Source organism: Mesorhizobium sp. M0437, from assembly GCF_040321335.1.
Taxonomy (GTDB): Bacteria; Pseudomonadota; Alphaproteobacteria; order Rhizobiales; family Rhizobiaceae; genus Mesorhizobium.
The window spans coordinates 1-15,623 of the sequence record NZ_JAMYRK010000045.1; the positions used below are offsets into that span (position 1 = coordinate 1).

13 protein-coding genes are annotated in these 15,623 nt (G+C 63.5%); all 13 read right to left on the reverse strand.

Going from position 1 to position 15,623, the window contains the following annotated elements; genetic code table 11:
• Window positions 1-298 precede the first annotated feature (298 nt).
• Entirely contained in the window at window positions 299-1,795 is a 1,497-nt protein-coding gene (locus NKI72_RS23775) for a sugar ABC transporter ATP-binding protein (RefSeq protein ID WP_352771376.1), read from the reverse strand.
• The gene (locus NKI72_RS23780) at window positions 1,795-2,853 is read right to left on the reverse strand and encodes a hypothetical protein (protein ID WP_352474242.1); all 1,059 of its coding nucleotides are present in this window, start codon (window positions 2,851-2,853) and stop codon (window positions 1,795-1,797) included. The genes NKI72_RS23775 and NKI72_RS23780 overlap by 1 nt, the downstream gene beginning before the upstream one ends.
• The gene (locus tag NKI72_RS23785; protein WP_352835145.1) at window positions 2,850-4,973 is read right to left on the reverse strand and encodes an ABC transporter permease; all 2,124 of its coding nucleotides are present in this window, start codon (window positions 4,971-4,973) and stop codon (window positions 2,850-2,852) included. Before NKI72_RS23785 ends, NKI72_RS23780 begins: the two co-directional genes overlap by 4 nt.
• 217 nt (window positions 4,974-5,190) lie before the next feature.
• On the reverse strand, window positions 5,191-6,216 hold the full coding sequence (locus tag NKI72_RS23790) for a sugar ABC transporter substrate-binding protein (protein ID WP_352835147.1): 1,026 nt from the start codon (window positions 6,214-6,216) through the stop codon (window positions 5,191-5,193).
• Between the two features lie 57 nt (window positions 6,217-6,273).
• Window positions 6,274-7,260 carry an ABC transporter permease gene (locus NKI72_RS23795; RefSeq protein WP_352452739.1) on the reverse strand — a complete coding sequence of 329 codons (987 nt, stop codon included), beginning with the start codon at window positions 7,258-7,260 and terminating at the stop codon, window positions 6,274-6,276.
• A 280-nt stretch (window positions 7,261-7,540) separates the two neighbouring features.
• Window positions 7,541-8,983: a DHA2 family efflux MFS transporter permease subunit gene (locus tag NKI72_RS23800; protein ID WP_352835150.1), complete on the reverse strand. Its 1,443-nt coding sequence runs from the start codon at window positions 8,981-8,983 to the stop codon at window positions 7,541-7,543.
• A 226-nt stretch (window positions 8,984-9,209) separates the two neighbouring features.
• Entirely contained in the window at window positions 9,210-10,010 is an 801-nt protein-coding gene (locus tag NKI72_RS23805; RefSeq protein ID WP_023675787.1) for a 3-methyl-2-oxobutanoate hydroxymethyltransferase, read from the reverse strand.
• Between the two features lie 37 nt (window positions 10,011-10,047).
• The gene (locus NKI72_RS23810) at window positions 10,048-10,362 is read right to left on the reverse strand and encodes a MocE family 2Fe-2S type ferredoxin (RefSeq protein WP_023675786.1); all 315 of its coding nucleotides are present in this window, start codon (window positions 10,360-10,362) and stop codon (window positions 10,048-10,050) included.
• A gap of 44 nt (window positions 10,363-10,406) precedes the next feature.
• Window positions 10,407-11,495, reverse strand: a complete 1,089-nt coding sequence (locus tag NKI72_RS23815) for a fatty acid desaturase family protein (protein WP_352835153.1) — start codon at window positions 11,493-11,495, stop codon at window positions 10,407-10,409.
• A gap of 91 nt (window positions 11,496-11,586) precedes the next feature.
• On the reverse strand, window positions 11,587-12,768 hold the full coding sequence (locus NKI72_RS23820; protein ID WP_352851015.1) for an aldose 1-epimerase family protein: 1,182 nt from the start codon (window positions 12,766-12,768) through the stop codon (window positions 11,587-11,589).
• A gap of 34 nt (window positions 12,769-12,802) precedes the next feature.
• Entirely contained in the window at window positions 12,803-13,585 is a 783-nt protein-coding gene (locus NKI72_RS23825; protein ID WP_352851031.1) for an ATP-binding cassette domain-containing protein, read from the reverse strand.
• Window positions 13,582-14,586 carry an ABC transporter permease gene (locus NKI72_RS23830; protein WP_245274659.1) on the reverse strand — a complete coding sequence of 335 codons (1,005 nt, stop codon included), beginning with the start codon at window positions 14,584-14,586 and terminating at the stop codon, window positions 13,582-13,584. Before NKI72_RS23830 ends, NKI72_RS23825 begins: the two co-directional genes overlap by 4 nt.
• 61 nt (window positions 14,587-14,647) lie before the next feature.
• Entirely contained in the window at window positions 14,648-15,589 is a 942-nt protein-coding gene (locus NKI72_RS23835) for a sugar ABC transporter substrate-binding protein (RefSeq protein WP_023675781.1), read from the reverse strand.
• Window positions 15,590-15,623 lie beyond the last annotated feature (34 nt).

Consider the following 15,623-nt stretch of genomic DNA (forward strand, 5'->3'; position numbering starts at 1 on the left):
GTTCCACGGACGGCTCCCTTGTTTGAGATCTCAACGAACTCATTCTGGCACATCCGATGCCGTCGGGCGCCGTCCACCCCATCATGCCGTGACCTTAGCCGAAGGGTGCAGCGGAGCAGGATGCTGCACCGCTGCAGCGCTCTGATGTAGCGGCATGGATCCTGGGATCTGCGCCGCGTCGCTTCGCTCCTTGCTTCGCCCCAGGATGACGAAACGACGGGCGCCTCGGCCAATCTCCAAAGTGTACGATCCGCCGGCGCAAAAACCGTCCAAATGTCAACCTTCCGCGCCCGGGAACCTAATGCACCGCAGCGTACATGATCTTCTCCTCCGTCGCCTCGGCAGGCGAGAACTCCTCGACGATGCGGCCTTGCCGGCAGACCAGGATGCGGTCGGACAGGTTCATGATCTCCGGCAGGTAGGACGAGATGACGACGACGGCCAGGCCCTCGTCGGCCAGCCGGTTGATGATCTGGTGGATCTCGGCGATGGCGCCGACATCGACGCCGCGCGTCGGCTCGTCGAAGATGACGATGCGCGGCTTTTGCACCAGCCCCTTGCCGATCACCACCTTCTGCTGGTTGCCTCCGGAAAGCTCGATCACGCGCGCATTATCGTTGATCGCCTTGACGTTCAGCGTCCTGGTCCATTCGGCAGACAGCGCCCGCATCTCCTGCGCGTTGATTACCCAGCTCTTTTCCCGCCCCGCCGCCAAAAAGCCGCCGAACAGGTTCTCGGCGACGTCCATCGTCTCGAAAATCCCCTCGCTCTTGCGATCTTCGGTGACATAGACGATGCCGTCCGCCACCGCCTCGCTCGGCACGAGATAGCGCACCGGCCGGTCGTCCAGCTCGATGGTGCCGCCGCGCAGGAAGTCGCGCTTGTAGATGCCGGAGACGATCTTGAATGTCTCGGTGCGGCCCGAGCCGATCAGCCCGAACACGCCGGTGATCTGGCCCTCGAAGATCGAGAAGGAATTGTTGCGCACGACATTGCTCATCGAGATGTCCTGCACCGACAGCACCTTCTTGCCGGCCTTGCGCAGCCTGGTCTCGTCGCGCTGGCTGTAGAGCTGCCCCGACAGCGTGCGCCCGACCATCGCCGCGACGATCCTGTCGCGATCGAAGGCGGCGGTATCGTCGGTGATCACCAGCTCGCCGTCGCGCAGGATGGTGATGCGGTCGGCGATATCAAGCGCCTCCTCGAGCGCATGGCTGATGAAGACGATCGACACGCCCCTTGCCTTAAGCCGGCGGATCAGCGCGAAGAAGTGCCGCTTTTCCTCTGGCGTCAGCGTCGCCGTCGGCTCGTCGAAGATGATGATCTCGGCATTGTGGTGGACGGCGCGCGCGATCTCGACCATCTGCCGCTTGGCGGCGCCCAGCGTCGCCACCATGGCATTGGGGTCGACGGGAAAATTCAGCGACTGCAGGAACTGCTGCGCCGAGATATAGGTGCCGCGCAGCCGGTTGAGAAAGCGCTCCGTGCCGAGGTAGAGGTTCTGCGCCACCGTCATCGACGGCACCAGGCTGGTTTCCTGGAACACCATGGCGATGCCGGCTTCAAGTGCCGCATGCGGCGAGGCGTAGGCGATCTCCTGGCCCTTGTGGAACATCGTTCCCGATGTCGCGTCGACGACGCCGGCGATGATCTTGGTCAGCGTCGATTTTCCAGCACCATTCTCGCCGAGCAGCGCGTGGATCTCGCCTTTGCGCAGTTCGAAGCTGACATTCTTCACCGCGGGCACGCCGCGATAGGTCTTGGTCACGTTCTCCAGTCGGACGATCGGTTCCATCAGCGATGCCCTCCTGAAGCCAGATCAATGGCCAGCAGGCAATCGCCGCCTTTCGAGGCAATGAAAAGGCGACCGTCTGTCTCCGCCACGCTGCAGATGCCGTGGCGCGTGCCGTTGGCGCGGCTGTGCAGGCTGAATTGCGGCCGCATCTCCCGATCGAGCCTGACCACCAGCCCGTAAGAGCGGCTCGGCGACCACGGCTTGTGGATGCCCATGGTGCGGATGCCGCCGCATTGCAGCGGCTCGAGGAAGCTGCGGTTGGAGGCGAGCGCCGGCGCGATCCAGTGTTGCGGCGACACTTGCGCCAGCATGTCGTTCCGATAGTGCGTTTCCTGCAGCACGAATTCGATCAGACGGTTCCGGGGCGCAAACAGCGCCAGCCAGGCACCGCCATCGGCGGCGGGCGATAGCCGCGCGGGATAGCCGGGCAGATGCGCCAGCACCGTCGAGCGGCTGCCTGTCGCGCCGTCGAAGCGGACGAGTTGGTGCCGCCAGCTCTCGCCGACCAACACGTCCTTGCCGGTTGGATGCAGCCCATAGGGAAAGGCGATGTCACCGGCGAGCTTGCGGAATTCGCTGCCTGCCGGATCGCGCTTCCACAGCGAACCCGACGCACCCTTCTTCATCAGATCGGCGGCCCATTCCGACGGCGCGTGTTCGGCCGAGCCATTGGCCAGCCAAAGCGTGCCATCTTCTGCGTAGGCGAGTGCTGTTATGCAGCGGATCTCGGCCGGCAGGGCGGCCTCCTTGCCTGCAATCAGCAGCCTGCCGCTTTCGAGCCCGACCGTCAGTTCGCCGGCGGGCGAGCGCGCGAGCGCGGTGACGGCGGCGGGAAATGTCTCGACCAGAACAGGCGCGCCACCGGCGGCGAGCGCGTAGAGGGCATTGCCGCTGGACGCCAGCAGCCGGCCGTCGGCGACCAGCAGATTGTCGGGCTCGGGCAGTTCGGCGAAGGCCGCAACATCGTCCAGCAGCGTGTTCGGCCTGAAGGCGCCATCAAGCGGCGGGATGGTCACTGCCTTGCCGCGAAAGATGTCGAGGATCGGGTCCAGCATCATGGCTTGGCACCCCAGTAAGAAGCGGGGCTGGTCCAGTTCGGGTCGGCGCCGGCAATCCGGTAGCGGCCGATGCGGTTGTTGAGGATGCCGCCGACGAACAGAAAACCCTTATGCTCGCGCATCGAAGTCACCATCGGATGCGCGGCGCCCGACAGGTCGCCCATCGCCTCGACGATGCCGCCGTTCTCGTTGAATTTTACCACACCGCCGGTGTTGATGTTGGGAAAAAGCCATTCGTCCTGCGGCAGCCGGCGCGTCATGCGCTTGCGCATGTCGGGATGGCGCAGCGACAGGTCGAAGCTCGGCGTGCGCATGCCGAGCCAGGCCATCCAGTAATTGCCGTCTGACGCTCGGTTGATGTTGTCGGGGTAGCCAGGCATGTCGCGGATGACGCATTCGGCAACGCCCGCCTTCGGCCCTTCCAGCCAGTAGCGGTGCACGCGGCAGGCCCAGCTTTCGGCGAAGAACAGCGACTTGCCGTCATGCGCCATGCAGACGCCGTTGGTGTAACGGTAGCCGTCGAGCAATGTCTTGGTCGAACCGTCCGTCGGATCACAGACGAGCAGCCGCCCGGTGGCGCGGTTCTCGATCGAATCCAGCGCCCAGTCGTGCGCGTCATAGCGCTTGGTGGAATCGGTGAAGTAGATGCGGCCGTCCGGCGCGATGTCGCAATCATTGGGGTCGCGCAACCGCGCATCGTCGACGATCGAGGTCCAGGAGCGCGACGTTTCCGCCGAAAGCCGCTTCACCTCGCGCTGCGGCGAGACCGAATAGAGGCCCATCGCGCCGACACAGCTGATCAGATTGCCTGTCTTGTCGAAGGCCAGGCCGAGCGGAAAGCCGCCAATATGCGCAAAGACCTCCGAACGTTTGTAGTCCGGCGCGAAGAAGCGGACGATCTCGCCATGCCTGGTGCCGCAATAGAGATGGTCGTCGCGGTCGAGGATGACGTCTTCCGGCCCTTCCAGCTCGCCGAGCCCGATATGGTCAGCCCCAGACAGCCGGTTGTCGAGCTCGTAAGGCGTGCCGGAACCCGGTGCGGCCGACTGCGTTGCGCCCATTTTCAGATAGACCGGTGCGACATAGACCTCGTCCAGCACCTTGTGGCGGTTCTTCAGCCAGCGAATGTCGATGGTGACGGCGACGGCCAGCATGATGCCCAGCACCATCTGGTTAGTGCCGGTGCCATAGCCCAGCCGGATCAGGCCGTTGGTCATCGTCAGCACGATGATCGCGCCCATCAGCCCCTTGATCACCGAACCGCGGCCGCCGCCCAGGCTGACGCCGCCGACGACCGCCGCTGTCAGTGCCATGACCTCGAGGTTGAGGCCTGTGCCCGGCCCTGCCCCGCTCAGCCGGCAGGCGATGAGGAAGCCGCCGAGCGAGGCGCAGAAGCCGGAGAACACATAAGTCATGAACACGGTGCGGCGTACGCGGATGCCGGCATTGTGAGCCGATCGCCGCGACCCGCCCACCGCCTGCACATGCCAGCCGGGCCGCGAGCGCGTCAGCGCGACATGCGTAATAATCGCCAGGATAATCGCCGCCCACACTGCGACCGACAGGCCCCAGAAGGTATCGTCGCCGATGAAGTCCAGCACATCCGATGTGGCATCGGAAAGCTGGACGTCGGCGGCATAGGTGGTGACCAGTATGTCGAACAGCGCCCGCCCGAAGATGAAGGTGACCAGTGTCGTCAGGAAAGCGCGCAGCCTGAAATAGCCGATCAGGTAACCGTTGATCGCGCCGAACAGCAGGCCGGTGGCGATCGAGGCGACCAGCGCCAGCCACACCGATTGTTCGAGGATGAAGAAGACGAAGACGGCGGAAAAGCAGGACAGCGCGAAGATCGAGCCGACCGAAAGGTCGATGCCGCCGCCAAGCATGACCACCGTCATGCCGGTGACGACCAGCGAGAACTCGCCGAGCTGGCGGGTCGATTCCTGTAGCGACATCGGCTTGAAGAAGCCGGGAATGATCGAACCGAACACGCCGAGCGTCGCCACCAGCGCCAGGAACGGAATGGCGTTGTCGGTCCAGCGTTTGCTCAATATCTCGCCGACGAGATGGTCGGGCACGAGATTGTAGCGCCAGGACTGGAGGCGTTCGCGAAAGGACATCGGTTGCTGCTATTCGAGAGAAAAGGGAAAAAGGGGCCGGGCTATCCGCAGAACAATCGCCTCAGGTTTGCGCTGCCCCTCACCCTTACCCTCTCCCCGTATAGAGACGGGGAGAGGGGGTCGCCAGCGTTGGAGCGTATCCCTTCTCTCCGTCACTATACGGGGAGAAGGTGCCGGCAGGCGGATGAGGGGCAGCGCGAAGCTCAGGAAAGCCGGCCTACTTGGCCGCAGCTTCGGCTTGCAGTGCTTTCAAATCCCAGCAGCTGTCCGGCTTGAGGTCGGCCTTGGTCGTCGCCTTCTCCAGCGTGTAGATGTAGGTGTGCGAGGTGCCGGCCGGCTGGCCGCTCTGCAACAGGAATTTTATGACGGCGTTCATGTCACCCGACTGGCGGGCAAGGTCGGTCATCACCACCGCGCCATAGGTGCCGTCCTGCAGCTTGTCGCAGTCGGCGGTTTTCTCGCCGCCACCGGTGGTGACCAGGAACACCTTGCCCTCGAGCTTGGCATCGCGGATCGCAGCCGATGCGCCGGTCGCGTCACCATCCCAGAAATCGATGATGGCGCAGATGTCGGGGTTCTGCTGCAGCATTGTCGTCGTCACGTTGCGCGAGGTCGTCGCATCCCAGTTGGAGTCCGGCTTGGCCACGACCTTGAAGTCCGCGTTCTTGTCCAGCACCTTCATGATGCCGGCATACTGGTAGAGGCTCGATGAGTTGGCCTGGTCGCCCTGCACCAGCCCGATCTTCTTGGAGGAGTTCGGCCCACAACCCTTGATCGCCGCTTCGGCTTCCAACTGGCCGAGGCGATCCCAGTCGCTGCCGACAAAGGCATCGGCCGGGAAGTTCGCCGGATTGTCGACCAAAAGCACATAGGTGCCGGCCGCCTGCGCCTTCTTCATCAGCTTGGCATAGGAATTGAGGTCCGGCGAATGGATGATCAGCACGTCCGGCCTGGCGTCCGACGAGATTGCGTCGGTTATCGCCTGCGCGCCGGCATCGACCACCCAGTTCGGATCACGCGTCTCGAACACGCCGCCCCAGGCCTCGACCTCCGTCTTCAGGTAATGCGCCCAGCCCTGTGCCAGGTCGAAGCCCATCGCCATCGGCACCAGCATCACACGCTTGCCCTTGAGCGCTTGCGAATAGGCGGCCGGACCCGGATCTTCTGCAGCGAAGCCCGGCGCCACGAAGGCGGAGATGGCAAGCGCTGCCGCGGCAGCCATAAATGTCCTGATGATTTTCATGTCACATCCTCTGGTTTGGTATGTCGTTCGCGGCCGGCCCCAACCGTTCGCGTCAGTCTAAATGTCGCCTTGCTGCGCGGTCTGCTCGTCGCGCGGATTGATGAACCCATCGACGATGATCGCCGCCAGCAGGATCGCGGCCTTGATCAGGTTCTGATAGAGCAGCGGAATGTCGATGATGGTCATGGCGTTGAGCAGGATGCCGATCAGCGCGGCACCCACCAGCACGTTGCGCACCCCGCCCCGCCCGCCCGACAGACCGATGCCGCCGATCACCGCCACCAGCACGATGTCGTAGAGCAGCGTGGAATTGACGATGCGGGTGTTGATTGAATGCAGGCTGGCGGCGGTGAGCAGGCCAGCCACCAGCGAGACCAGGGCCGACAGCACGTAGCGCAGCACCAGCATCGGGCGCACTGGAATGCCGATATTGCGCGCCGCGACCGGGTTGTCGCCGGCGAAATAGACGTAGCGGCCCCATTTGGTGTAGCGCAGGAACAGGAAGAAGGCGAAAGCCAGCCCGGCGAAGACAAACACCTCGACCGGGATGTCGAGGAAACGCAGCCCGCCCAGAAGCTCGACCCAATGGCCGGGCGGCACCGGCACGGCGTCCTGCGTGATCAATTGTGAACGCACATAGCCGAAGACGAAGGACGCGGTCGCCAGCGTCACGAAGATCGCCGGGACCTCGGCATAGGCGACCAGGATTCCGTTCAACAGCCCGATGGCGAGAACACCGGCGAGCACATAGGCGAAGGCCAGCCCGTCGGGCATCCCCGAATTCAGCAGTTGCAGATACCACGCGACCGACATCGCCATGATCGCCACCGCCGAGAGATCGATGCCCCTGCCGATGATAACGACCGCCATGCCGAGCGCCAATATGCCCAGCACCGAGACCGAGCGCACGATGGCAACGAGATTGTTCGAATTGATAAACCCGGGCAGTCCGATGGCGGCGGCAATGAACAGCACAACCGCGATGGCAAAGACAATGCCCTCTTGGTTCAGGCTTCTCCAGTTTAGCCAGCCGGTCGCGTTCATTGCCCGCTTTCACCCGCGATGGCTACGCCCTGCTCCCTCTGCGGCCATCGGAACGAAAGCTAATCGGCTCAAGACCAATTCGTCAAATGAATCCGTGCATTGCAGGCCGGCTTGCGACGAAATTCCGCGCTTGGATGCACCGATTGGCGAGGCTGGCGCAATGCCGGGAACTCAAGCTGTTTTGCAATTGATCGCGCCGATCGGACCGCCGGCAAAGGTTTGCTCCGGAACGAGCGAAGCAGGCATAATTTATGTCCGCGATTGCCGCTGGATTCCTGCGTCAAATCCGCAAAACATGGCCCGAGACCTCGGCGCCGGCAGCCTTCGGCAACGCCAGGAAGCGACACGAGGCGACGAGCCCGATTGCGCCGATCGCCACGAAGGCGAGTCGGAAGTCGACGAGATCGAGCGCCGCAGCGCCCCTGGCGATCTGCGACAGGTTGAGCAGTGCCGCGGCGACCGCTACGCCGAACAGCATCGCCACCTGCTGCAGCATGCTGGACAACGTCGCCGCCGAGCTGCGCTGCGGTGAGGCCACATCGGCGAAGGCCAGCGTGTTCAGCGCGGTGAACTGCATCGAGCGCGACAGTCCGGCGATCAGCATCAGCGCCACCACCAACGCTTGCGGCGTCTGCGGCGAAAGCGCCGCGCAGGCCATGATCGACAAGGAGGCGATCACCCCGTTGACGATCAGCACCGAACGGAAGCCGAAGCGCCTCAGCGTCGGCGTCGTCACCGCCTTCATGCCGAGATTGCCGAGGAAATAGGCCAGGATCATCATGCCCGCATCGACCGGGCTCAGGCCGAAGCCGACCTGGAACAAAAGCGGCAGCAGGAACGGCGTGGCGTTGATGGCGATCCGGAAAATCGTGCCGGCCGACAGCGTCGAGATGGCGAAGGTCTGCACCTTGAAAGCTGTGAGATCGAGCAGCGGATGGTTGGCGCGTCGCAGATGCCGCACCGCCAGCCAGCCGACCAAAATGCCCGTGCCGAGCAGTGCCACGGTCGGCAACACACCCTCTTCCGGATGCGCGATGCGCTCGAGGCCATAGAGCATCGCGGCGAGCCCCACCGAGGTCAGCAGGAAGCCCGGCCAGTCGAGGGGCTTGGCCCCAGCTTCGCGGTCGCCGGGAATGAAGCGGGCGACCAGTGCCAAACCGGCAACGCCAAGCGGGATGTTGATGAAGAAATTCCAGTGCCAGGAGAGATAGGTGGTGATGAAGCCGCCAAGCACCGGCCCGACCACCGGCGCAAACAGCGCCGGCCAGGTGATCAGCGCCGTGGCGTTGAGAAGCTCGGATTTCGGCGCGTTGCGCAGCACCAGGATGCGGCCGACCGGCGTCATCAGCGCGCTGCCCAGGCCCTGAACCGCGCGTGCGGCGACGAACTCGGCCAGATTCTGTGAGATGCCGCAAACGAGCGAGGCCAATGTGAACAGGGCGATCGCCACGAGGAAGATGTTGCGCGCGCCAAAACGGTCGGCGAGCCAGCCGGACAGCGGCACGAATACCGCCATGGTCAGCATATAAACGGTGATGCCGATGCTCATCGCCACCGCCGGCACGCCGAAGGATTCTCCCATCTGCGGCAGCGATGTCGAGATGATGGTCGAATCCAGAAGCTGCATGAAGAAGGCGACGGCGACGATCAGCGCCACCCGCCGGGCTTGCCGCGCCGCCGGCGCGGTTTCGGGCAAGGCTTTGTTTTCGGGAATGGCGGTCATGCACAGAACTGCCCGAAGGGGAATTTTCACCCGCTCCATCGGCAACCGCACAATTATCCGGCAAACCGATGACCCACCGGTTTCAACAGTATCTGGCCGGTGCCGTCCAGACCTGGTTCAACAAACTTTCGTGTGGCATCGCAGCCGGCCATGCGATGACCCGGCCCTGGCGCCGAACCGGCCTTTCACGATCCGCGATGATGCTTTGTGCCGCTGCCGGGGCGTCTTATGCGGCTTCGATCTTCTCCAGGAACAGGCTGAGCTGGTCCGGGTCCATGTGCACGACGTGCCTGTCTTCGGGATAGGCCAGGCTGTTCACATCGGCGACATATTCGGAGAAGGCAGCGATTCGTTCGGCCTGCAGGCGATCGTATTCGGCGGCGAAATTGCGATAGACCTTGGAATGGCGCGGCATGTGGCCACGGTTCTGGCCGAGGATGTCGTCGGCGAACAGATACTGCGCGTCACAGCCGGTGCCCGCTCCCATCGACAGCATGATCAGCGACGTGCGTTCCGAAATCGCCTTGGCCACCTCGACCGGCACCACCTCGATCTCGGCGCCGATCGCGCCGGCGGCCTCCAGTTGCTTCACCGCCTCGAACACCTGCATGGCGGTATCGGCGGTCTTGCCGACAGCCTTGAAGCCGCCCGTCCAGGTGGCGCGTGACGGGATGAGGCCGACATGGCCGATCACCGGAATGGCATCGTCGGCCATCCGCTTGATGGTGGCGTACCCGGCGCTGCAATAGACCGCATCGGCGCTGGCCTTGTAGAGCCGGAACGCCCAGCGGACGAAATCATCGGCGGTGCCGATTTCGAAGAAATTCTCGCCCGGCATGGTGAACAGGCTGGGTGCCGCATCGCGGTATTGCGGATTGAGCACCAACTCCGGCGGCACCGAGACGATATCGACGCCGGCGCGTTCGGCGGCCTCGGCCTCGTCCATCGTCAGCACGCGCAGCATGGTCAGCTGCCGCTTGCCCTTCATGGCACGCAGGTCTGCGACGGTCGGTCTTTTCCGGCTCATGGATTTTGGTTCCCTTTGCTACGTGACAGAAGGCCGGTCAGGCGATCTGGATCATCACCTTGCCAGCTTCCACCTTGACTGGATAGGTCGCGAGATTGACGCAAACGGGAGCGCCCTTCGCCTGCCCGGTCTTATAATTGAAGCGGCCATTGTGCTTGGGGCATTCGATGATGTCGTCCATCACAAGCCCATCGGCCAGATGCGCCTTCTCATGCGTACAAAACCCATCGGTGGCGAAGAATTCATCGTCCGGCGAACGGTAGATCGCGAAGGTGCGGCCGCCATGGTCGAAGCGGATGACATCTTCCTCTTCGACATCGTCCACGGCGCACGCTTCGACCCAATCGGCCATCTCTATCTCTCCTGAAATTTCTGCGTTGCGCTGGTGCGCAGTACCTACTCAGCCGCTGCCGACATGTTCACTTCGTGGAATTCGCCACGATAGGGCCGTGCGGTTGGCGGCAGTTCGCGCTTGAGGAAATAATCCTCGTATTTGAGCTGCCTGAGCAGGACAGGCCAGACCTCGCGATAGGCATGCCATATCGACGGGTTCGGCTCCGGCAGATCGTGCTTGATCAGTTCATGCAGCCTGGGCAGCGCGTGATAAGGCACCATCGGAAACATGTGGTGCTCGACGTGGTAGTTCATGTTCCAGTAGATGAACCGGCTGATCGGGTTCATGTACACGGTACGGGTGTTGAGCCGGTGATCGACGACATTGTCGGCCAGACCGATGTGCTGCAGCAGGCCGGTCATCACCATGTGCCAGGTGCCGTAAAGGCGCGGCACGCCGATAAGCACCACCGGCACCCACGACTGCAGGTAGAGGGCGAGTGCTATCGTGGCGATGTAGATGGCAATATGCCAGCGCGCCGCGATGACGGCCTTGTGCTGTTCCATCTCGGGAACGTAGCTTTTCTCGTCGGGCGTCAGCTTGCCGAACGCCTGGCGTACCAGTGCCGGAAGCGAATAGCGAAAATCGAGGATGCCGGTGAAAGCCAGCGCCGCACGCAAAAGGTCCGGCGGGCGCATCACGGCGATCTCGGCGTCGCGGCCGACGATGATGGTGTCGGTGTGGTGGCGGGCATGGCTCCAGCGCCAGGTCACCGGGTTGCGCATCAGCATGAAGCTGGCGACCTGGTAGACGACATCGTTCATCCAGCGCGTGCGGAAGGCAGTGCCATGGCCGCATTCGTGCCAGCGCGAGTCGCTGGACGAGCCGTAGAGCACGCCGTAGACGAAGAAGAACGGCACGCACCACCAGGTACCCCAGAAATAGATGGCGCCGGCGGCGGAGCCGAGGATGGCGACGATCCAGATGATCGTGTCGCGGATCGCCGGACCGTCTGAGCGCTGCATCAACTCCTTGATCGCCTTGCGGGGGACATCCGTGTGGTACCACTCCGCCGAGGCCAGTCCCGTCTCGATCGCCCTGCGCGTGCTTTCGCCGACCAGGCTGTAATCGCGCTTTACCGTGCCAGCCATTGTGACCTCCAATTCCCGATCGGCCGCGAACCCTCCCCGCTCCGGCCGGAACCAGCCTCCCAACTGGTGTCCCGTATCGTCTTCGCCATTATCACGACCTGCCTCCAAGAACAGGAAAACGGCCCGACGGCTGGGGATAATCCTGCTGCGGCTGCCTGGCGATTGCAGCGATCCGGCTTTCGGCGGCGGCGATCTCGCCGGCGCCGTCGAGGACCCGGAACGCCGCATCGTAGGAGCGGCTCTCGCCATGCTCCAGCCAGATCATCTCGCCGCGTTCGCGCGCCGCCAGATTGCCCAGCACATGATGCGTCGACGGCTCGATGCCCAGCGCGTACTGCCCGGCCTGGAAATTCTGCCATTGATAGGCGCAAGGCAACTGGCCCTTGCGCGTGACCACCTCGAAGCCGAGGCCGAGCCTGTCGTTGACCACCGCCACCGGGACTTCGCCGGTGCTGTCGGCGCCGAGTTCATGCTGCCAGACCTGTTCCTTGAATCCCGGTTGCGGCGCCGGCACCGTGCGGTAGCCGACCTTCTGCGCTTCATAGCGCTCGCCGGCATGCCCGGCCCAGACGACGTCGCGGATCGGCGCCAGGTAGCGCGATCCCTCGTCGAGCACCGGATGACTGACATTGATGTGGTAGAAATACATATGCGGCGTACGGTTGAAACCGTGATTGACGACACGGTCCGAAAGCCGGATCTCGTTGCCGCCGACATCGGCCTCGATCCGCCGCAGCAGGTGCAGATCCTCGCCGAATACAGTCGATTGCTGGACGATGCCTTCGGCCCACAACAGGCAGCGGTCGCCGTCCCAGGTCTCGCCATAGCCGGTCAGCCGCGCCGGAATGGTGCTGACACGGCCGTGCAGCGAATGGCGCACCGTCTTCTTCGGCGGGTAGTTGTAGGTATCGGCCGGTACTTCGTTCATGAACAATATATGGTCGAGGCCGCAGGTCAGCAGAAGGCCGGAAAACGACCGCGCCCACGCCAATCCCTCCTCGCCTTCATATTCGTGCAGGCCGGGATGGCGAAAACCGCTCGGCGAGTGCCAGCCGATCGCCTGGCCCCTGAAGTCGCAATCGGCGATATCGAGCGCCCGGTCGACCAGCGCGGTGAAGCGCAGGCCGGAGCCGGTGCGGAATTCGAGCATGCGGATGCCGCGCTCGATGCCGTCGCCAAGCGTCATCAGCCGCACGCCGGCGAACTGCGACAGCATGCCCGAGCGTTCCGAGACCTGCCGGCGCGACAGCGTCTTGCCGTAAAGCTCTACCATGTGACGGCCAGTTCTTTCACTTTGCTCCCGTCCTTCACTTCGCTCTCGTCTCCTTGAGCAGGGCCGACATGTCGGCACCGGTGATGATGCTTTCCACGGTCAGCAGATCGGTGTCGGCGACCGTCTGCTCGGCGACGATCTCGCCGCGGCGCATGACGATGATGCGATCGGCGACCTGGAAGACGTGATGGATGTTGTGGGTGATCAAAAGCACCGAGTGACCGGCGTCGCGCACTTCCTTGACGAAGCGCAGCACACCGTGCGTTTCCTCGACGCCGAGATTGTTGGTCGGCTCGTCGAGGATGATGACCTTGGCGGCAAATTGCATGGCACGCGAAATGGCGATCGATTGGCGCTCGCCGCCCGACAGCGTGCTGACCAGTGCATCGGCGTCGAGTTTCTTCGAGATGCCGACGCGCTTCAAAAGCGCCGAGGCGGCATCGCGCAATTTGGCAAGATCGAGCGGCGCGAACACGCCCAGCCATTTGAGATTGACCGGCTCGCGGCCGAGGAAAAGATTGCGCGCGATGCTGAGGTCGGGCGCCAGCGAGGTGTCCTGGTGGATGGTCTCGATGCCGAGATCCATCGCGTCGCGCGTCGAGCGGATGGAGACCTTCTGGCCGCGCACATAGATCTCGCCGCGATCGACCGGAAACACGCCCGAGATCGCCTTGATCAGCGTCGATTTCCCGGCGCCGTTGTCGCCGAGCAAGGCCACCACTTCGCCCTCCTTGAGCGCGAAGGACGCGTTCTTCAGGGCGCGGACGCTGCCGAAGGATTTTTGCAAATTCTGCAGCCGAAGCACTTCCATGATCAGCTCCTGGCGGCGTTCTTCTGCAGCAAAGCGTGCAGGATGAGCATGGCAAGGATGATGACCCCGACGAAGATGTTGTAGGCGAGCCCAGGCACGCCGATCAGCACGATGCCGTTGCGGATGCTGCGCAGCATCAGCGCGCCGACGATGGTGCCTAAAATGGTGCCGCGTCCACCGGTCAGCGCGGTGCCGCCAACCACCACCATGGCGATCACTTCGAGCTCGTAGCCGGTGCCGGCCACCGGCGAGGCGGCAGAGATGCGGAAGGCGCTGATCATGCCGGCGAGACCGGCCAGCACCGAGGTGAGGATGAACAGCCAGATCTTGACCGCATCGGCCGGCACGCCGCGCGCTACGGCGGCGTTACGGTTCGAGCCGATAGCGCTGATCCAGTTGCCGAGCTTGGCGTAGTGCAGCACATAGATCGCCAGTAGCGACAGGCCGATGAACCACCACAGCGAGGTATAGAAACGGAACGTTCCGATATTGAAGCTGCCGGCCAGCAGCGTCACGAAGAAGCCTGGCTGGTTCCAGGATTTCAGCGGAAAGCCTTGGGTGATGTAAAGCGCTGCCCCACGCACGACGAGCAACATCGACAGTGTCACCAGGAAGGACGAGATGCCGATCTTGGTGACGATCAGGCCGTTGATCGCCCCGATCGCTATGCAGAGCAGCAGGCCGGCCAACAGCGCGACGCCAATATCAAAGCCGCCGTTCTGCACCAGCAGCATGACCACGACCGGCGCTAGCCCGAACACGGCACCGACCGAAAGGTCGAACTCGCCCGCCGTCAGAAGCAGCGTCATGCCGAGGGCGATGATGCCGAGCTCGGGCAGGAACGCCATCATGTTGGAGATGTTGAGCGGCGACAGGAAATTGGCGTCGGCGATCGCGAACACCGCCAGCAGGACAATCAGGATGACGAGCGAAGAGAACTGTGGCGAGCGCATCAGGCTCGACCTGCGTTTGGCACGCGGCATTTCCTCTTCTGCGGCAATTGTCATGACTGTTTCGACCATATCTCAGGGTGACGCCCGCCGCCTGCGCGGCGAGCGTCAGTTCCAATCACTTGTTGTAGAGTTTCAGGATCGGTTCGACGCTCGACGCGTCGTAGAGGCTGAACGTGTGGATGTCGTAGCCGATCGGTTCGCCAGCGGCGGCCAACCCGAGCAGCGCCACCGGCATGAAGCCCTGCGCCGATGGGAACTGCCAGGCAGCCGCGTTGATGAACCCAGACTTCACTGACTCGGCCGTTTCCTTCGAATTGCCCCAGCCGACGACCGGGATCTTGCCGGCCGGCACGCCGGCGCCGTCGAACACCCGCTTGACGCTGGCCGCGACGGAATCGCCGAGCGCGATGATTGCCGGCGGGTTGTTGGCGACCATGTAGTCGGTCATCTTGGCGATGATGCCGGCCGGATCGGTGCCGCAATCGACCACATCATATTTGATGCCGAGCGGATCGAAGACGCTGGCTATGCCTTCGGTCTCGAGCTGCTGGTAGCTGGCGCCCGGCACTTCGACCGGCAGGAACACTTTGTCGCCCTGCTTCACCATCTTGTGGTCGACCAGATATTTCGCCCAGATGACACCGGCCTCCTTGAGATCGGCGCCGACATAGGCCTGCCGGCCGGTTGCCGGATCGTCGGTGTTGAAGAACACGATCGGGATACCGGCCGCCTTGGCTGCCTTGACCTCCTCGGTCCACAGGCCGGGCTGCGCCGAGGTCGTGGCGATGCCGTCCGGCTTGGCGGCGAGTGCCGAGTTGAAGGCCTCCTTCTGCGCCGCCATGTCGCCACCGCTGAACGAGATCTTGCAGGTCACCTTGAGCTGGTCGCAGGCCTTGGTGGCGCCGGCATTCCAGTCGATCCAGAAGGCATCCGACGGGCCGCCATGCGACAGCAGGTAGAACGTCTTCTGAGCGTCCTGCGCCAGCGCCGGCGTACCCAGCGCCACACCGGCGAGAACGGTCGCCGCGGCAGCGATTTTCAACGCGAATTTCAACATTTCTCTTCCTCCCTTGTTTCGTAGCCGAACCGCG